The organism is Methanobrevibacter arboriphilus JCM 13429 = DSM 1125, from assembly GCF_002072215.1.
Lineage (GTDB): Archaea > Methanobacteriota > Methanobacteria > Methanobacteriales > Methanobacteriaceae > Methanobinarius > Methanobinarius arboriphilicus.
Genome location: NZ_JXMW01000006.1, coordinates 1 through 21,475 on the forward strand (window position 1 = coordinate 1; position 21,475 = coordinate 21,475).

Here is a 21,475-nt window from a genome sequence, read left to right on the forward strand (position 1 = left end):
GCATAAGTAACATTAACAGTTATGTTTCCTGTGCGGTTAGTTGTGTAATTAAGACTCCAACCACCAGTAGAATTAATAATAATATTATCATAAACATTACCATCAACAATAACACTTAAAATGTCAGAGCCATTACCAACATAACCAACAAGCTCACCAGAAATAGTAACATTATCACCAATATTCACAGTTTCAGGATTAACAACAATACTAGAATTAGTATCATTCAAAATCACAGTAAAACTACTTGCATTAGTAAAACCAGTATAATTATCATTACCAACATAAGTAACACTAATAGTTATGTTTCCTGTGCAGTTAGTTGTGTAATTAAGACTCCAACCACCAGTAGAATTAATAGTAACATTATTATAAACATTACCATCAACACTAACAGTCAAAGAATCAGAGCCATTACCAACATAACCCTCAAGCTCACCAGAAATAGTAACATTCGCACCAATACTTACACTATCTGGAACATTAATACTAGAATTAGTATTAAAACTTAGAATCACATTCTGACTATCTAAAGTAGCAGCTAAAGTTTGAACACCAGCTGTAGCTGTTGCATTATAAACAAAACCATCAACACGACTACTATTAAAATCATCGCCATTGAAGGTTCCATTAACAACAAAATCAGGTAAAAATTCAACACCATCATTACTAAGCGTAGTATTCAAAACTAAAAACATAAAACTAACATTATCACCAAAATGAACACCATCCAAACTAGAAGTATTAGTAATATTCAAAATAAAATGATTAAGAGTATCAATGCCCAAAATTTTACCAGTTATATTATTAAGACCCCACCAATTACGATCAAAACTACTATTATCATTATGACCAGTAACATTAACACCAAAACTTGCCAATATACGATTATACTCAACAGTAACATTAACCAATGAACCAACACTTAAACCAGTAAAATTCAAACCAGCATTAGTAGCAAAAATAGTATTACCACGAATAATAAAATCAGTCACATTAGTAACACCACCACCAGTATAGAAATAAAAACCATCACCATTAGTAGCATTAATAGTATTATTCAAGAAATTAACACCCTTAATATTACCATTATACAAATAAACATAAACACAATGACTAACACCAGTAATATTGTTGTTGGCGAAGGTTATATTGATGTTGTTGCTGCTGTATGCATACAGAGCAACACTAGGGCCGGATGTTCCTGTGATGTTGTTATTGGCAAAGGTTATATTGATGTTGTTGCTGCTGTATGCCTCCAGATAAACACCAAGGCTGGATGTTCCTGTGATGTTGTTATTGACGAAGGATATATTAGTGTTGTTGCTACTGGATGCATACAGAGCAACACCAGGGGCGGATGTTCCTGTGATGTTGTTATTGACGAAGGATATATTGATGTTGTTGCTACTGGATGCAGACAGAGAAACACCAGGGCTGGATGTTCCTGTGATGTTGTTATTGACGAAGGATATATTAGTGTTGTTGCTACTGGATGCATACAGAGCAACAGCAAGGCCGGGTCTTCCTGTGATGTTGTTATTGACGAAGGATATATTAGTGTTGTTGCTGCTGTCTGCACCCAGAGAAACACCACGTGATGTTCCTGTGATGTTGTTATTGACGAAGAATATATTGGCGTTGTTGCTGCTGACTGCACCCAGAGCAACACCAGAGTTGGATGTTCCTGTGATGTTGTTGTTGGCGAAGGTTATATTGGTGTTGTTGCTACTGGATGCATCCAGATAAACACCATAGTCTGATGTTCCTGTGATGTTGTTGTTTTCAAAAACCAAATTACCAGACGAAACAGGACTATCATAACTACCATCACCTAAGTATACACCAGAATAACCACCAGTTATATTATTACCACTAAATAAAACATCAAAAACAGTCCTATCAGCAGACTTACCGAATAAAGAAACAGCACCATGAAAATTAGTAGATATACTGGATTTAATAATATTATCCTTAATAACAACACCTGTTATAGGATTAGCACTACCACTACTACTTAAATTAATACTAACACCAGAAGTAGTAATATTATTATCACTAACAGTCAAATCACTACAATTAGATTTTATAGCTGTAGTATAACCACTAATAGTTAAATTAATAATCTTTACATTAGTAGCATTAATATTAAACAAAGTACCACTAGATGATGTGAATTTAGCACCACCACGATTCTTACCAACAATAGTAGCATTACGACTAATATTAAGCTGACCCCAATCAAAATAATCACCATCATCAAAACTAATCACCAAATCATTATCATTATCAGTATTAATAACACTTTGAAACTGTTCAGTAGTATTAACTGTAGTAAAATCATGATTAGCTGCACTAACACTAGATAAAGCTAAAAAAATAAATAAAACACACACAACAAAAATAATTGGCTTAAAAAATCTATTTATTGCAAACATTTTCTTTTTTCACCTCCTGATCCAATCAATCAGTAATATAAAAAATACATAGCACAATGAGAACACTCACTACGCTACAATAATATAATATAAAAAAACTACTATAAAAAACTTCCTACCCAAAAACAAAAAACAACCCAAACGTCATTAAAAGAATAAAAAAATTAAAAACTAAAAAATAATAAACAAAACAATAAGAACCCATATGAACGAATAAACACAGCAAAAAGAAAAAAACAATAGCTATCCCCCCCCCCAGCTTTAAATTAAAATTAAAGGAATATTAAAAATAATTAAAAAAAAAATAAAATAAAAATAAGAAATATAAAAATAAAAAAATAGGCTTTGTAGAAATCCTTTTAATATCAATATAATTATAAAAAAAGATTATGATTAAAAATCTTTTATTTTGAAATTAAAGAATTATTTTAACAACTTAATTTCACAAAAGTAAAAATTTCAAGTGTAAAAAATAAGGATTTCTACAAAGCCCAAAAATCAAAAAAGTAGAGAATTAATAAAATAACTAAAGAATTATAATAATAAATAAAGAATTACAATAAATAAAGAATTGATAAAAATTAGAAAAAAAATATAATTGAATTTGAATTAAAACTAAAATATTAATAGGTTATAAACCATAATATTCATTTCTTGCTTCAACCATTGCTTTAATATTAGCTATTGGAGATAATGGAGCTAATCCACAGCTAGGTGCTAAAATATCTATTCCATCATCTAAAGCTTTTTTAACTTCTGTTTTAACATCCTCGATTGAACCTGTAAACAATGTTTGACTTGTAGAAATGTTTCCAATAATCTTTGAAGGAGTATTAATATTATTAGGTAAACATTTTCCACCAGATTTTAAAGAAGATATACCACATTCAATATCCTCTTTTGCTTTAACAATATTAACTTTTTCTTCAACACTGATTCCATCATAACCAATAGAAGCCATATCATGAATTATTTCTTGAGTAGATCCACAAATATGTAAAACCTTTTTCTCATTTATAAAACCTGCAAGATCTTCTAACCTTGGTTTAACAATAGATTTAAATTGTAAAGGATCAATAAGCTCTGGAGAAGCAGTTGGTTCAGCTACACATACAACATCTACTTCTACATCAGAAAGAGCCTCTGCATAGTCCATACAAGCATCAAGAGAATTTTCAATTGCATCTTCAACCTCATCAATATCAGTTTTTAAATATCTAACAAGATTTTCAACACCTAGTAAATGTCCTGTTAATGTAAAAGGCCCAGTAATTCCAACAACAATTGGAAGATCATCATATTTTTCTTTTAAAATTTCAACAGCTTTTAATACAGTTGGAATCCTTCCATTATCTAAAAAGTTATCTGGAATATCTATATCATCTGCATTAGAAAATGGTGTATTTAAAACTTGAGGAGGTTTATCTTTTCCACCTAAATCTACTTGTGCACCCATAGCTTCAGCTTCAACAGTAAGACAAAAAGGTATTCTTGCACATTCAAGTCCAGCAAGTTCATAAAGAGAACTCCCAAGTTTAGCCATTTTTTCAGAGTCTTTATGGGCTTCAGGCCATATGGCTCCTGTTTTTTCCATAGATTCTACAATTCCCAATTGTGTAACACTAATAACTGGTGCAACATCAACATTTTCTCCTGAAAGCACTGATAAAAGATTTTCTTTTAAATTCATGAAGTTCACCTTGAATCCTTGATAATATTCTAATTTTTAATATAATTATTATAATAGATTATGGTTATTATAATAAATTATTTTTAAATAAATTATAATAATTATTATAATATTTTATTGTTAATTATATTAATAATTTATACAATTATATTGCTAACTATGTTAATAATATAATAAAATATTACAATATTACAATTAAATATTACAAGTTATTATTACAAGTTATTATTAAAATCAATATTATAATCTATACTACAAATAATTATACTACAAACAAAAACACTTTATACTATCAATAAAATAATACAAAAAGATTTTTAATAAATATTTAAAATATCAAGAAATATTTAAAAATTTACCATAATCAAAAACTTTTTCAGGACATCCTAAAACACATTTTTGACATCCTAAACCTGCACATTTATCTGTTCTCAATAAAATTTTACCATCACCAGTTAAAGATATTGCATCTTCAGGACAATTCTTAATACAAGTTAAGCAACTTGTACATCCATCAAACTGAGCTTCTAAAGTTAAACCAATTTTAATAACATTCAGACCATTAACCCCTAATTCTGGAATATCTCTTTCAAAAATCTTATGAACAATAGGGTTAGGCTCTTTTGAAGGAATGCTTTGAAATCCATATTTTTCAAGCCATTGGTTATACATCCAAAAAGGCATACCTTCTTCATAAAATGAAAGTTCTAAAGAATAAATTTTCTCAAAAGTTTTAGATGTTGCAAGCATTATATGATTACTACGCATTTTATCTGCAATTTCTTGTAAATCATCGAGAAGAGAAGGATTTAAAGCAATATCTTTAGCTAAATCAAGAGAAGTGTTTCCAACTTGAAAAATTTCTCTAGAAGATGGAGGTATCTGACCTATATTTAAAGATTTTAATGGGTCTACATAAAATCCAGAAGCCCCAGCCATATAAACAGCATCAATATCTTCTAAAAGTATATCTGCTTTCTCAGCTAAAGTTAAATGAGCTGCTCTAAATGCACCTAATGCTTTACCAATATTAATAATATCATCTTCATTTAAATAAATATCATCTTGTAAATGAATTTTATGATCTTTAGTTTTTATTTTAGAATCTACAATTAAATCATTAGAAATACCTAAACTAAAAGCAGCTATAACACCAGTTCCTGTAATACCCGTAGCTTTAATATCATTAGTAGATTTTAACGATATTTTTCCATTAGAAGGATCAATAACATCACCATCACTAGTCAAAAGATCATTGTCTAAAATAATACTTTTCCAATTATAATCAATATCTTCTAAATCACAGATAGCCCCTGGAGATGCAAGTCGACCTTTATTTATCATCTGTCCCTCGATAGCAGGTCCTGCAGCAGCAGAACAAGCAAAAACTTCACCATCAATCACCAAAGCTATTTCAGCATTAGTCCCAAAATCAGAAACTAAATAAATTCCTTCTTTATCTAAAACTTCTGTTTTAAAAAGCATTGCAAGAGCATCAGCGCCAATTTCATGCCTTATGGCTGGAGGTATGAAGATAGATGCAGTATCAGATATAATTAACCCAATTTCCTTTGGAGAAGTTATAGTAGAATTTCTTGAAGGAATTTTAACATCTAATCTTTCAAGGGCATTTTCCCCCCAATAAGCCAAATCCCTAATTTCAATATTATTAAATAAAGAAAGTTGTATTGGATTACCACAAACAGCTACTCTTTCAATATTCTGAGTATCAATATTTAAACCAGCTATTACCTTATTTATAGCTTCAATAAGAAGATTATGAGCAGTTTCTATTCCTACCTTTAAAGCAAAATGAAGGTGATCAACAACATTAGCACCAGGTAAAGGATGCCTAAGAGTGATTGCAGTGGAAATTACTTTTAAAGAGCCTATATCTAATGTTTGGGCCCTAATACCACTTGTACCAATGTCTATAGCAATAGCATATCTATCATTCATTTTAAATCACTTGTCCTACTTCAAAACCAAGCTTAGAAAAATAGCTAGGTAGATTTATAAAAAATTAAAAGTCAAATTTAGTAGTTAAATTAATATTTAAAGCACTAGCTAAAGTAATATTTAAATTAATAGCTAAAATACTAATTAAATTAATAATTAAATTAATAGTTAAATTAAAATTTAAATTAAAATTTAAATTAATTTATAACTTAATAACTAATTCAATAGTTAGATCAGTGACTAATTAATAGTTAATTTAACAGCTAAAATAATAACTAAAATAATAACTAAAAGATTTTAATAATTAAAAAATTTAAAAATAATAGTAGTACTCTATTTAAGAGTACTCAGGAACAAATTCATCAACAATATCCACATATTCTTTTCTAAGATCTTTCCAATCTTTTTTATCCTTTAAAATAGCATCAGCCAATTTAGGAGTGTGATATGCTTCAACACCATAAACACTCATAGGGAAAGACTCGACAAAATCTTTTCTAACTGCTCCACCACCACATCCAATAGCTGGAACTTCTAAACCAGCTTTTTGAAGAGCTTCAACAACTTTAGGAAATGCTGTCATAGTAGTAGTCATAAGAGCAGTTCCAGTAATGAAAATTGGATTATACTCTTTTACAGCCTCTACAATATCAGCTGCAGGAACATCTCTACCCAAATCAATAGCTTCATAGCCTCCAGCTCTTAAAAACATCAATATGAGATTTTTACCAATATCATGAGGATCTCCTTCAGCTACAAAAGAAACGACAGTAGCTTTAGTTTCACTTTTATGTCCTAAAACAGCCTCACATTCTTTTACACTTTCCATCATTGCATCACCAGCTAGCATAAGATCTGGCAAGAAATAAATTCCTTTAGTATAAAGAACACTAACAGCATCCATACCTTTCATCAATCCCTCATTAATAATATCAATAGGAGATACTCCTTCATCCAATGATTTTTTAACAATATTAATTGCATCATCCCTATTTTCATGAAGAATAGTTAAAGCAATTGATTTGAAAGGTTCATCATTTGGAAGAATATCTACAACATCCTCATCTTCTTCAGGTTTTATTGCAGGTCCTTCTAACTCCACATTGTATCTTAGAAAAACATTCCTTTGATTAATTCTATTTTCTAAATCTTCATAACTCATATTATAACCTCCTTAGCTCCATTATAACTCATAATTTTTAGGATCAAAATCAGCTATTTTCCTTGAATACCTTCTAATACAATCTTTGATAAATTTATCTGACTCAGTAGGTAATTTTTCAAGTGTTTTAAGAGCACTATCTAAAGAATCTCTTTCAAATCTAGTTAAATACATTTTCTTAGCATCAACTGCTTCATTGATAATTGCACCAGCTTCAAGAGCAGCAGCCCTAGCTCTAAGATAAGGATCATCCCCATATTCCACTATAGCTTGACCAATACGATAAGCATTATCATAAGCAAGAACTAATGCCTGAGGATCCCTATATTTATCTGTAAGAGTATAAAGATCTCTTAAAATTTTTCCATTATCAGTTTCAATAGCAGTATTCATTAATGCCGCTTCATAACCTGTTGCTTGTAACCAAACTTCAGGAGTTGTACCACCCATTTCTTCCCTATGATAAACTGATTCATTACTCCATACATCAGTAACAGCAGCCATTAAATTACCCATTAAATCAGAATGAGCACAGACTGCATTTTTACCTTCAGCAGAAATTGGAACACCAGTAATAGCTTTAACAATAGGATTTTCATAACCACAATCTTTCAATGGACCCATTGCCCCACATTCAACAGCTACTAAACTTCTTGCAGCCCCCATAGCTCTTGCAAGAGCTGCTAGTGTATGAGAACAATCTTTATCTAACAATCCTCCTGCAAGAAACATTGCAGTATTAGCTTGAGAACAATCTGTATCTCCACCAGGAATACAATCATATTTTTTACATATTAGAACAATTTTATTCCACATATATTCCATGTCCATACTACCAAGAACACCAATTCCAAATAGAATAGCCTTAGGATCACCTCTTGCAATACCATAATCAGATACTGATTTACCACCAGTTGTTTCTATAGAAACAATTGAAGCACCATTAGAAGCACAAGCTTCAATAGATTCAATAACCTTATTAAAAAGGTCAGAATCCCAAAAACCAGAATCTTTCTCTTCATCCCTAATATCTGCAGGTGTTGCTCTTAATGCTGTCTTAATACCATATTCATCATAGTATTTTTCAAGCATTTCTATTTGAACTTTTGTACACTCGGCAGTCCAATCAGGATTATTAGTTTGCTGAGATATGTGTTCTTGTTCTAAAATAAATGCAGGTAAACCAATATTAACTGCTCTTTCAGAAGCACTATGAGCAATATTCCTAGATTCAGAAACCATTTTTTCTTTAGATTCTTCAGTACCCTCACCAGGAGCCACATTTATCTCAGGAATGACATATCCATCACCTATTTCCATATTTTCTCGAATTTTTACTGGAAATTTCGCATGACCAAACAACATTTCATCAGGATCTTTATATTCCATCTGAGTAAATCTTTTCATATAAATTCCTCCTAATCTTATGAACAAATAATTATATATTTGTCTTTACTATTATTTAAAATTTGATTTTTATGTATATTAGGATTTAGATTATATTAAACATACAATATAGCTTAAATCATAATTCAAAAAATAAAAAAAATAAAAAACAAGAAAATATGAAACAATTAAAAATCAAAAAAGAAATGAAAAAATTAAAATAAAAGAATAAAAATTAAAAAAATGAAAAGATTAAAAGAAATCTAAAGATATATCATTATTATCTGTTTTACAAGTATCTTTAGCTTTTTCTATTTTAAAGTTTTTTAAATTGTTTTTTTCAAAATTTAAGACTAAACCATCAAATGCAGCTAAAGTTTGAATGCCAGTTTCGCTTGTTAAAAATTCAGCTTCTTTTTCAGGGTTTTCATTTAACATTTTAAAACCAAAATGAGTCATTATAGCTAATTTTGGATTAACCTCATTTATTAAATCTTTAAAATTTCTTGTACACATATGTCCTTTAATAGATTGATTACCTGGTCTGATAACACTAGCTATTAAAATATCTGCATCTTTATGATATTTATGAAGTTTTTCAAAATATTTAGTATCTGATGTATAAGATATATTGAAGTCCTCTGACTTAATCTGAAATCCAATACATGTTGGATCTCCATGAATCGTTTTAGTTCCTTTTACCTTTAAATTCCAAAAGTTTTTCGATTTATTAGGACTCAAAACTAATTTTTCTGACTTTCCAGTGTGATAATTAGATATTGAAGGACCCCATTGTTTATATCCTTCAAAAACACTACGACTTCCCATTATAATTCCCTTTTTTTTGGTCATACCCCTAGTCATTGCTTCAATAAGGACTTCAGCATCAGTATAATGGTCGGTGTGTGCATGTGATATAAAAATTCCATCTAAAGTAGCTGGGGATAGTCCAAATTGGAATGACCTAACTAATGCTCCAGGACCAGGATCAACATGAATATTTTTACCATTAATATTATCGATTCTGAAACCTCCAGTCATTCTTTTCTGAGTAATAGTTGCAAAACGACCTCCACCAGTTCCTAAAAATGTTATTTTCATATTTCACCTAATATTTATATTAAAGAATTTTTCTTATATACTTAAGTACATAAACCAAATCCATGAAAAATTATTCTATTAAATTATATTCGTATTTTAGATTTATACTCGTATTTTAGATTATATCTTTATTAAATTATATCTCTATTTTATTATAAGTTAAATCTCTATTTTATGTAAATTATATCTCTATTAATTATAATTTCTATTAACTTATATCTATTAGATATATAACTATAGATTATATCCTTATTAGATTATACCACTATAGATTATATCTTATTAATTGAATAGATTATAGTTAATTAAAAATAAAAACATAATCCATTATAATATTTATCTTTCATAAGTATAAATATTACTATAATTATTTTAGATTAATAACAATATCATGATAATTATAATAATGATAATAATAAAAATAATAAAAATAAATAAATAGCAAACAAAGAATAAAAATTATATAATAAAAAAATAATTAGTCAGAAAATGTTAAAATTTAATCAAGAATTATTAAATCAATTAAAAATAAAAATAAAAAAAGAATATGAAAAAGTATAAAAGAATAAAAAGCTAAAATACAAAAAAATGAAAAATGAAAGAATACAATATGGAAAAATATAAAATAATATCAAGTGTCACAGAGAATTATATCACATTTTAGATGAGATTTATTCCTTTTAATACAAAGAATTTCATTCTCAATAACGACTTCATCACCTATTTCAACATCTCCTGGATTAGAAATCATTACAACAATTTCACCAGGTTTTGCAAGCTGTTTCCAATTAGTGTCATAAGCTTGAACATCTTTATTTAAAGTTACTTGTAAAATAGGGCCATCAGTAGTTGAAACAACCCCAATATCCCCTTCATTTATAATCTTAGTGGCTAATTGAATTGTTTCATTTTGTTCAAGAAGATCACTTTTTAATTTTTCTCTCCATTTACCTAATAATTGAACATCTCTTCTAATTGTTTCATCTAGATATTCTTGAGAACTTTTTTTATCAAGTTCAGGATGAACAATCATAACATCACATTTTTTACCTAAAGAAGGAGTTTTAGAAGCTACTTCCTCTAAAACACTCTCAAAAATTTCACCCATATACTTCAGACTAAAACTCGATTTCCACTTTTTACTGATTAGGTCATTAGCCATAGCCTTAGATATTTTATTTCCAAACAATATTATTGCATTTTCCCCTTTTTCAGAGTGAGTTATATCTGAACCTAACATTTCAATGATTTGATATCCATAAGTAGTTCCATAAATACGTTTACGTCTAGTTTCAAAAGTTGTTCTAGAGCTTACCTCACCTACAATAACATTTTCTATATAACGGATCTTATTTGCATCATCAGAAATTTTTAAAGTAATATTTAATTCATCAGATCTTTTTTTTAAATCTTCATCGTTTTTAATAGATCCAGAATAAATTTCTTCCTCTAATTTTTCACGATTTTCCTTATCTCCAAAATATGCAATTCTTCTTTTATCACTCGCCATTACACATCCTTTTTTCCCAACATAAGCAATAATTAGACTCATTAAATACACCTTTAAACATTAATATCTTTAAACATTGACATCTTTAAATATTGACATCTTTAAATATTGATAATCGATTGTAAAAATCTTTAATTAGAAAATATTTAGTAATAAAAACTAGCATTTTATTGTTTTTATATTAATATTTTTAATATATTGCTTATAACTTTTTTCTTTTTATTATCATTATTACTTTTATAGGACTAATTATTATATGATTAATTATTATATGAATAATGATTATCTAACTGTTATAAACTGTTATAATGATAATTGTTATAAAGCTAATTATTATTGATTTTATTTAATTATTGTATTAATTAAATTTAAAATAATAAATTTTAAAATAAATAGAAAAATTATAAACAATAATATAGTACCAATAAAAAATAATAAACAATATAATTAAAAATACTATTAAAATTATGTTAAATTTAAAAATAATTATAAAAATATTATTAAAATTAAAAAATTAAAAAATTGATAAAAGTTAATTAAAAAATTAATAAGTTAAGAATGCCATAATCCGTGAACATTACAATATTCACGTGCTCTTAAGTCATCAATGTCTGCACAAACTTCAAAAACAGCTTCTGGTTTATCTCCTGCATTTAAAAATTTACGATAAACTTTATCTCCAACAAACAACTCAACAAAGCATATATGATGCTCTTCAATCATTGGATGAGGAACTTCACCTATTTTTACAATAATGTTATCGCCATCTTTCTCGATTATAGGAATATGTTTTTCAGGACCAACGTCAAGTTGTCTTTCCTCTAATAGTTCCATATCTTCTCCACAACAGACTAGTTGACCAATACCCTCATTAACTATTTCAACTATGTTTTCACAGACATTACATCTGTATATTTCATTAAGTTTTGTCATTTTATCACCTGATTTTATTAATATTACATTAAAATCATTAATATCTAAAATCTTATTAAATCTAAAATCATCAAATACACAGAATTAACAAATATTTGAAATCATTAAATATGGATTAAAATTAAATATGGATTAAATATTATTAATACAATTAATATATAAAATATTATAAAATATATAATATTTAAACATATATAAAATAATATTTAAACATTTAATAATTGAATAATGTTCAATAATTAAATATTAATTATATTAATGAATTTATTCTAATGAATAATATTAAACCATCAGCATCAAATTCTATAAACCCATGATTAATATTCATCACAGATTATTTCAAAGTATTTAGCTGGATGATCACATGCAGGACATTTTTCAGGAGGCTCTTCAGCAATATGTATACGTCCACATTTACGACACATCCATGTAACTGGTTTGTCTTTTTTATGAGTAGTTCCATCTTCAACAATCTTAAGTAGCATTCTATATCTTGTTTCATGATGTATTTCTGCTTCTCCAATTGCAGTTAATCTTTTAGATATATCATCATAACCTTCTTCTTTAGCTACTTTTGCAAACTCTGGATACATTTCACTATTTTCATAATGTTCGCCAGCAATGGCTGCTTTAAGATTAGCTACAGTATCTCCTAAGATTGTAGGGGCTTCAGCTTCAACAATAATATCTTCATCATCTTCTTTTATTTCATTGATTAATCTAAAAAGCCATTTAGCATGTTCTCTTTCATTTTCTGCTGTTTGAAGAAATATATCAGATATTTGTTCATAACCATCTTTTTTAGCTTGCTTAGCAAAAAAAGTATACCTATTTCTAGCTTGACTTTCTCCAATAAATGCTTTTGTTAAATTTTCGAGAGTTTTTGACATCATATCACCTTTGATTTCATGTAATTTACTCAATAAAGACATAAACAATGAGTATTATTAATAACCAATTATAATACTCAGATTGATTATTCTTTAAATATTCAATTTTATTATGTAAATAATAATATGTTAGAACACCTTATTAAACATTACTTTTAGTTCGATATCAATAAAATATATTAAAATAAAATATATTAATATATTAATTATTAACACGTTTTTGTGTTCAAAGATACAATTTTTTAAAAACTAAAAATAAATGTTGAAATAAATAATAAATATAAATTTAAAAAATATAAACTTAAACTAATATTCAATGTGAAAATCTATTATAATCGATGAACCAAACAGAATAAAAAGTATAATCAGCCACAAATTAAAGAAAAAATAGAGAAAAAATAGAGAAAAATAGAAAAATATGCAAAAAATAGCTATTAAAAAAATGATAAAATTAATATAATTGATAAAAATATTCAAAGAGAACTCATTATTATTCAAAAAAAAAATTATTATTGTTCAAAGAAAACTTATCTTACTATCTAATATTACATATTTTCTTTTTTTAGAGCTTGCATATTTTTACTAGCTCTAATGTTTATTTTTTTGAGAGAATTTTTTTGTCTAAATTCTAAATGTTTTGCAACAGTTTTTTCATTTTTTTCAACATAACGTTCATGATTTTTTCCTAATTTTTCTTCAACTACTATCATTTTTCCACCTTTACTTTTTTTAAGTAATATTAAGATTATATTAACTATTTTTATAATATTTAAAAGAAATATAATATTATATAATCGATAGTAATTTATATTATATTCGTGCTTTATTTATAAATTTTTCTATTAAAAATTTATTTCACCAATATGAAAAAATTAAAAAATTAAAAATTATTAAAAATAAAAAATAAAGGATTAAAAGTAAAAAATTAAAAATTATTAAAAAATTAAAAATAAAGGATTAAAAGTAAAAACATTATTTGTAAAATTAAAAATTTAAAAAAATAAAAATAAAAAAATAAATCAATACAATAAAATTAAAAATTTTTTAAAAATTTTCATCAATTTATAAATCTATTAATTCTAAAACTATTTCAGGTTCTTTACTTCTAGAATTAATTATTTCTAAAGTATTTTCACCATTTTCACAGTTAACACCACTTATTTTAACAAACCATGGCTCTATAGTATCCATTTTAGTTATTACCACAGATCGACCATCATTTAATGCTACATAAAGATTAAAAATTTGATTATCTTTTTTACCTGATTTTACATTATTAAACTTATCTTCAAATTCATCCCAAAATTTATTTAATTCTGGACTAATTGATTTATCTTTAAGCTTTGCAACATCATTTTCTAAAAGTTCATTTACAGCTTGACGATATTTAACTGCATAGTCTTTTATTTTATCATAATTTTTATCATTAATTGTCATGATTAGAATATTATTGAGTTATACTAAATAATATTTTCTATTCAATTCTATAGTTATACAAATTTTTCTATTAAATTCTATAATTATATAATATTATTATAGAATTATTATAGATATTATAGATAAAAATTTTTATGATAAAGATTTTTATTAAAAATAAAAAATAATGTTTAAAAATAATGCTTATAAAAATAAAAATTTAATTTATAAAAAAATAAAAATAAAAATAGTAAGAACAGAAAAAAATAAAAAAGAGTAATTTTAATAAAAAATTTTAATAAAAATAAAAATAGAAAGAGATACTCTCTTTCTCTCTTTCTTATAAATTACTATTGTTTTGTTTATCTTGTTTTGAACTTTAAATTTATACCTTTGGAATATTTATTTCCTGCATAATCTTTAAACAGATTCTTGATTATAGACAATTTATATGTAATTTTTGATGATAGCTTTGCTGTTTTGATTATTAAATTGTTTCCTTTGATTGTAACTTTTGTTGATACTTTTTTGTTTTTATTATTAACAAGTTTTATATGTTTTAAATATTTACTTGTTGTTGCTTTTATTTTTTCTGAAAATTTAATGACAATTTGTTGTTTTTTAGCTGCAACTTTTGTATAGCCATTTTTAGGTGTTATTTTAGTAATCTTAGGACTTGTTTTATCAATTGTGTATTTTAAAGTAGTTGTTTTTGATACTCTTCCACTTAAATCTTTTACATAATAACTTATTGTAGAAGATTTACTAATAGTTATCGGTCCTTTGTATTGAATATAAGCATTATTGTTTAATTTGTAGTATATTGTGCCTTTTTTATTCATTGATAAAGCTATTTTCAAATTTTTATTGTATGTTCCTGAATTATAATTTACTTTTCCTATTGGAGTACTTTTGTCTAATGTATATTTTTCAGTAACTACATTAGAAGAAATTCCTGCTTCATTAACTGAAATAAATTTTAAAGTTAAGCTTTTGTTAATTATTATAGGTCCTGTATATTCATTACTAGTGCTTATTGGTGTTGAACCATCCAAAGTATAATAAATTTTACAATCTCTTGATGTATTTAAGGTTACTAAGATGTTATCGTAATAACTGCCTCCCTTATTATTAGCAGTGACATTAACTGGAGTTTTATCAATTGTATAATCTCTAGTATAAACTTCTGATGGATTGCCTGACTCATCTATTGCAATAAATTTAAGAATAGAGTTTGAGCTAATTGTTATAAGACCATTGTACAAAATACTTTCGTTGGTTGGTGTTGAACCATTTAAAGTATAATAGATTTTACCTGGTTCATTCAGATATAACTCAACTTGAATATTTTTGTAATAAGTACCTGAATCTTTATCTGCATTAGCTATAGGGTTAATATTATCATTAACTTCAATTACAGTTTCAAAGTTTCCTACTTCACCAGATAATGTATTTATAACAAGTTTAACAGTATAGTTACCATATTTTGCATAGGTATGAGTTGGATTTGCCTGATCACTAGTGTTTCCATCTCCAAAGTCCCATAAATAACTTTCAACAGGATGAGAAATGTTAGAAACAAAATCAACATCTTTATTGTTTGTATCATAATTGAAATCAACACTTAAATCTTGTAAAGCATATAATCTATTTCCACCAACAACATAAAGAGTTCCATTAGGACCAATAGCAACATCAGTAGCATCAACAGCTAATCTCCACTTTGTCATAAATTGTGAGGGATCACCATTCATAACATTATCAACTGGTATGCTTAATAAAACACCACCTATTTTTGCGTAAAATACTCCATCAGCACCAAAACAATAGACTGCTTGAAGTCCATAAACCCAACCACTCCATACTTCACTACCATCTGGACGTATAGCAACCATAGGATTGCCTCCAAAAATTACAACTCCACCTGGACCTACTGCAATAGGATTAGCAGATAATGATCCTCCACTAGTACTTTTAAAAGTTCCATTTTCTTTAGAAATAATAAGAAAAGTGTTCCTCATTTCAACATAAACAACATCCATATATTCAGCAATTGCCTGAATAGGAGCTGATGAAGATGTACCAACAACAGATTCAAACTTTTTGGTTCCATTAGGAAGTATTGCTTGAATAGAATAAATATATTTATTAGAAGCACCTTGATTTTCTGAAACAGCTACAAAAATAATATCATTACTATCAATAATCACACCATTAGTAACAATACTTATTGAATATGATGTAACATTACCAGTAGCATTTAAAATATCAAGACGGTAAAAATCATACTTCCATTTCAAAGAAAAATTAGGATTTATTGCATATAAAGTTGTATTAAATACTACATAAACTGTTCCATCAAAGCCAATTTGAGGTGAAGTAGATTGTCCAATACCTAATGAATCTGAATCAAACCTATTGACTAAAACACCATTTTTATTAAATGCAAATAAAGTTCCATTACTAGCTATATATATAGTCCCATTATTTCCAATCGCAGGATAAGAATTTGTACCTGTAGCTATATTTTCTGTTTTCCATTTTAAAATACCATTAGGTGTGTAAGCACTTAAAGCCCCATTAGTATCTAATAAATAGATTGTACCATCTGAACCAATAGCTAATTTCCCATTAGCAGTTAAAGTGGCATTCCATTTTGTACTATTAGTATCTGGTCCAACAAAATCAGATTCACCATTATTAAATTGAGGTTTTGATGAATTATCCTGCCCAATTGTAGATTCTTTAACTTTAAAGCTAGTATTACCAGTTGTAGTAATATCATTACCATTGTAAGTAACTAAAACATCAAAATTACCAGCACTTGTAGCAGTGAAACTTTGAGAGAAAATTCCATCATGAACAGTTATATTATAACTAGTACCATTACTAAATACAACAGTTACAATAACATTATCAACATTTTGATTATTAACATCCTTTAAAGTACCACTAACAGTTATGTTTTCTCCAACATTAGCATTTTTAATAGGATTAACAGTCATATTATTAGTAATCTTTTGAGATTTGTAATTATCAACAACTAGGAAAAAATTGTTCTGAGTAGGATCAGTTGAAAGTGATTGATTGTTTTTAGCACTGAAAGTAGTGTTTGATCCACCATCATAATAATAGTATACTCCATTAAAATCAGGAAGTAGACTAGAATTATACTCAATATTAGAATCATTTAACACAATAGTGTAATTAAAACTACCTTTACCATTTGGAATAACATTTACAATAAAACGATTAGTAGTAACTACACTTGGAGCATTATTACTTCCCCACCAATTAAAATCAAAATTAAGAGTATTTTGACTAGCACTAGCAGAAATAGCGTTATTCATAAATCTATTATAATTAGCTACAATTTCACCATAAACACTATAAATTCTATTATTATTGTTAAAATTAGAGCTATTTATATTAGCAATACTTTTTTCAGTAGCATTGAATCCACGGTTATAAATAACATTTGTTGCAGGATTACCATTGAAATTAGAATTCTTTATTGTAAGAAAACTCTTCTGTGAACCAGAAACATAACCATTTAATATAACAGAATATCCAGAGTTATTATTAAACACACAATTCTCTATATTAATAGTACCTCCATTATTACTTATAGTTCCATTATTACTTGCACTAAAACCATTTATTAAGGTTAAATTTATTAGAGTTAATGAATATCCTGTACCTGTAGGTATATTAAAGAATTTATTTACTCCTTGTCCATCGATTATAGTATTTTCTTTACTATGACCGATTATCGTCATATTTTTATCCAAGGTTATGTTCGTGTTGTTTTCTCCACTATAAATTCCATCAGAAAGGTGTAAAATACCATCATCTGAATCAATGATTCCCTGTTTTATACCCCCATCAGTGGAATTAGTTATATCCGTTGCACTAACACTACTAATCATAGTAACACTAAAAATAACTATCGTTATTAATAGTAACATAGTGAACGTATTTTTTTTTAATTTTCGTATTATCAATCTTTTTTACCCCCCATAATCTTATTCTAAAAAGATATGAAATTTTTTTGATATATAAATCAATTATACATATCAATGTAAACTATTTACAATCAATATTCATATGATTAGAACTAATGTTCATATCTAGTAATAATATATAAATAAAAAAATAATTAATTTAAACATTAAAGTTATTATAATTCCAATATGAATAAGACTGCATATAGAAATATTAATTATTCTATATTTAAATCTTTTTGTAAGTAATTATTTTATAGAATTTAATGATGTTTGTAAATTAGTTTGATATTGATTTGATTAATAATTATTTTTATTCAGTTAGTGTATGAATTATTAAACAATATCGACTAAAATTCAATACATATATGTTTTATACAAGAATATAATAAAATTTAAAATTATTGATCAATACAAAAAAATAATATAAGTTGTTTTAAAATAAAACTTTTATTTTTAATGATTTTTAATTAATTATTATTAATTTTTTAATTGATTCTTTAACTAATTTTTTAAATAATTTTAAATAATTTTAATATTTTAAAAATAGTAACTATTAAATATATTTAAAATGAAACATAACGATATGATAATTAAACATAACGGTTTAATAATTAAAAATAATATATAAAAATTATATAAAGATTATATAAAGATTATATATAGTTTTATAAATTAAAATTTCGATATGTTACAATAAATATAACGATGCAATATATCTATTAACAGAATTAGAATATTGATGTGAAAATCTACATATAAACTATATAATATTCTATAGAATACTATAAAAAACAATAGCCTAAAAAAGAGATCTATTCATCGTTTTATAAAATCTTATTATTAAAGGGGGGTTATAAAATAGTATTAATCAATTCAAATAAGAATTTTAAAATTTATAAAGTTCTTATTATGATATTTTTTCTCATTGCTTTATTTAGTATGATACATGAAGCTTCTGCTTCAAAAATTATTATTAATGATGAGAGTTATTATGAAAGTCATTCAATAATACTTAATGATGAAATTAATAATCAAATAAAGAATGCTAAAGATGATGATATTATAGAATTTAAAGGTTCTACATATAATAACCTCAATATATCCATAAATAAGAAAATTAAAATCATATCAAGTAACCAAACAAAAATAATAGGCTCTAACTTAGGATCTGCATTTAATATACAAAACACTAAAGATGTTTCAATAAGTGGTTTTATTATACAAAACTATGAAACTGGGATCACTATAACAAACTCATCTAATATAAATTTAACAAATAACATTATAAACCTTGTTAAAAACACAGGTATAGATGTATATGACTCAAATAATATTAATATATCTAATACAACAATAGATAAGAATAATAATGGAATATCTATAAAAAATTCCAATAATACTCTAATTAAAAACATAAAAATATCAAAGAGCAATGGAAATGGAATAGAACTGATAAATTCTAAAAATAGCTTTATAACAAATTCTAAAATAGAATTCTCTGGTTTAGCTCAAGAAATCTCAATGACTAGTTCTAGAGATAATATGAGTGGTGTCTATTCAAAAAACTCGATGAATGTGAAGATATCAAATTCTAATTTAACATACAATGTTAATGGGATTGGTATTTCTAATTCAAGTAATGTTTCTTTTACCAATAATACTATTTTACATAATACATACTTTGGTGTTCTATTTGAAGGAGGATATTCAGACAATGTATTAATACATAATAATTCTATTCAGTATTCTAATGTAGGTATTAAATTTAATAATATTATAAGCAACCTTACAGTTGTAAAAAATATAATAATAAATAATATTGAAAGAACCGACATTGGCTTATATGATGGTGGGGCAGGAATACAATTTGGAAGTGAATTAAGATATTTCTTAGACAATACAATTAAACATAATATTGTAACCTATAATAATCAGAGAACATTTGACGGTCAAAGAATGAATGATCCTTATCAATATGTTAAAGAAATAGATTCCTATGATATTGTTATAGGATCTAATTTAATTAAACCTGATGATTGGGTATGTGGTATCTTAATAAATCCTCCTTATTTAAAAATTTTAAGGGTAGGTCCAGCAACATACATGGCATATATAATTGATGGGGATACAGGGAAAGTTGCTTCTAATATGCCAACAGGCATAATAACTTTTTATGTAGGTAAAAAAATTTTCAAAACATATATGATTAACGGTTCTGCTTTTGTTGTTTTTAATGCTATGGATCTTATTGGAGAAGTTAGAGCTGAGTTTTATGGACTTTCAGCTGTTTTAAATTGGAACACAATAGTAACAAACATGTTACCAGTTTCTCCTCCAGATAATTACAAAGATTGGGAAAATATCAACAATGATCAATCAGGTACAGGATCCGAACCAGGTACAGGAAATGGAAATGGAAACGGGAATGGTAATGGAAACGGTGATGGATCAGGAAATGGAAAAGGTACAGGAAGCGGAAATGGAAAAGGATCTGGTACAGGAAATGGAAATTATGGGAATAATCCAAATGGAGCTGGTTCATCTCCTACATTTGCAGCTGCAGGATCTATTCCATATAAACAGTCTTTTAGTAAAATGGAATCATCAGCTAACGATTATGATGATGAATCTTCTAATTCCCCATCTACTAGTCCTTCAGCAAAAAATAATAATAAAGCCTTTAAATCTTCTGAGTCAGCTAATAGTGGAGGTAGTTCTGGAGGATCATCTGGAGTAGGAGATTCAAAAACTTCAATAGTTTCTGAATTACTGTTAGAAGAAACTAAAAAAGAGCTTACTACAAATGATATTGCATTAGCCCATACTATAATATTTATATTTGTAATATTAATTTTATATGGATTTAAAAGAAAAAGAGAAGTTTTTTAAACCAAAAATCCAAAAATTAATAAATCAAAATAAGTATTAAAAATTATTAATTAAAAAACATTTGAAAAAAAAAAAAAAAAAACTTATCGAAATA

The 21,475-nt window shown here is 26.5% G+C and carries 13 protein-coding genes; 1 reads left to right on the forward strand and 12 read right to left on the reverse strand.

The genetic code is table 11. The features are described from left to right. The 12 genes from MBBAR_RS03895 to MBBAR_RS03945 form a co-directional block, all read right to left on the reverse strand. Positions 1-2,438 (reverse strand): beta strand repeat-containing protein (locus tag MBBAR_RS03895; RefSeq protein WP_080459957.1); only part of this gene is annotated, 2,438 nt, incomplete at its 3' end. Between the two features lie 631 nt (positions 2,439-3,069). Then, the gene (gene mtaA / locus MBBAR_RS03900) at positions 3,070-4,128 is read right to left on the reverse strand and encodes a methylcobamide:CoM methyltransferase MtaA (RefSeq protein WP_080459958.1); all 1,059 of its coding nucleotides are present in this window, start codon (positions 4,126-4,128) and stop codon (positions 3,070-3,072) included. A 336-nt stretch (positions 4,129-4,464) separates the two neighbouring features. Beyond that, positions 4,465-6,087, reverse strand: a complete 1,623-nt coding sequence (locus MBBAR_RS03905; protein ID WP_080459959.1) for a methylamine methyltransferase corrinoid protein reductive activase — start codon at positions 6,085-6,087, stop codon at positions 4,465-4,467. Positions 6,088-6,424: 337 nt separating this feature from the next. Then, positions 6,425-7,249: a methanol--corrinoid protein MtaC gene (gene mtaC / locus MBBAR_RS03910; protein ID WP_080459960.1), complete on the reverse strand. Its 825-nt coding sequence runs from the start codon at positions 7,247-7,249 to the stop codon at positions 6,425-6,427. Between the two features lie 21 nt (positions 7,250-7,270). Continuing rightward, positions 7,271-8,656: a methanol--corrinoid protein co-methyltransferase MtaB gene (mtaB, locus tag MBBAR_RS03915; protein ID WP_080459961.1), complete on the reverse strand. Its 1,386-nt coding sequence runs from the start codon at positions 8,654-8,656 to the stop codon at positions 7,271-7,273. 231 nt (positions 8,657-8,887) lie between these two features. Further along, positions 8,888-9,736, reverse strand: a complete 849-nt coding sequence (locus MBBAR_RS03920) for an MBL fold metallo-hydrolase (protein WP_080459962.1) — start codon at positions 9,734-9,736, stop codon at positions 8,888-8,890. 631 nt (positions 9,737-10,367) lie between these two features. Then, the gene (locus MBBAR_RS03925; protein WP_080459963.1) at positions 10,368-11,288 is read right to left on the reverse strand and encodes a DUF2121 family protein; all 921 of its coding nucleotides are present in this window, start codon (positions 11,286-11,288) and stop codon (positions 10,368-10,370) included. A gap of 510 nt (positions 11,289-11,798) precedes the next feature. Next, positions 11,799-12,179, reverse strand: a complete 381-nt coding sequence (locus MBBAR_RS03930; RefSeq protein ID WP_080459964.1) for a desulfoferrodoxin — start codon at positions 12,177-12,179, stop codon at positions 11,799-11,801. 317 nt (positions 12,180-12,496) lie between these two features. Then, on the reverse strand, positions 12,497-13,069 hold the full coding sequence (gene rbr / locus MBBAR_RS03935; RefSeq protein ID WP_080459965.1) for a rubrerythrin: 573 nt from the start codon (positions 13,067-13,069) through the stop codon (positions 12,497-12,499). A 545-nt stretch (positions 13,070-13,614) separates the two neighbouring features. Next, positions 13,615-13,779 (reverse strand): hypothetical protein, encoded by a 165-nt coding sequence (locus MBBAR_RS10210; RefSeq protein ID WP_155930726.1) that lies wholly within the window; start codon positions 13,777-13,779, stop codon positions 13,615-13,617. A gap of 352 nt (positions 13,780-14,131) precedes the next feature. Further along, a complete protein-coding gene (locus MBBAR_RS03940) occupies positions 14,132-14,506 on the reverse strand; it encodes a hypothetical protein (RefSeq protein ID WP_080459966.1) in 375 nt (124 codons plus the stop codon). Between the two features lie 341 nt (positions 14,507-14,847). Beyond that, positions 14,848-18,489: a chitobiase/beta-hexosaminidase C-terminal domain-containing protein gene (locus tag MBBAR_RS03945; RefSeq protein WP_080459967.1), complete on the reverse strand. Its 3,642-nt coding sequence runs from the start codon at positions 18,487-18,489 to the stop codon at positions 14,848-14,850. Between the two features lie 912 nt (positions 18,490-19,401). Between MBBAR_RS03945 and MBBAR_RS03950 the strand changes: the two genes are divergently transcribed. Beyond that, the gene (locus MBBAR_RS03950; protein ID WP_080459968.1) at positions 19,402-21,381 is read left to right on the forward strand and encodes a right-handed parallel beta-helix repeat-containing protein; all 1,980 of its coding nucleotides are present in this window, start codon (positions 19,402-19,404) and stop codon (positions 21,379-21,381) included. Positions 21,382-21,475 lie beyond the last annotated feature (94 nt).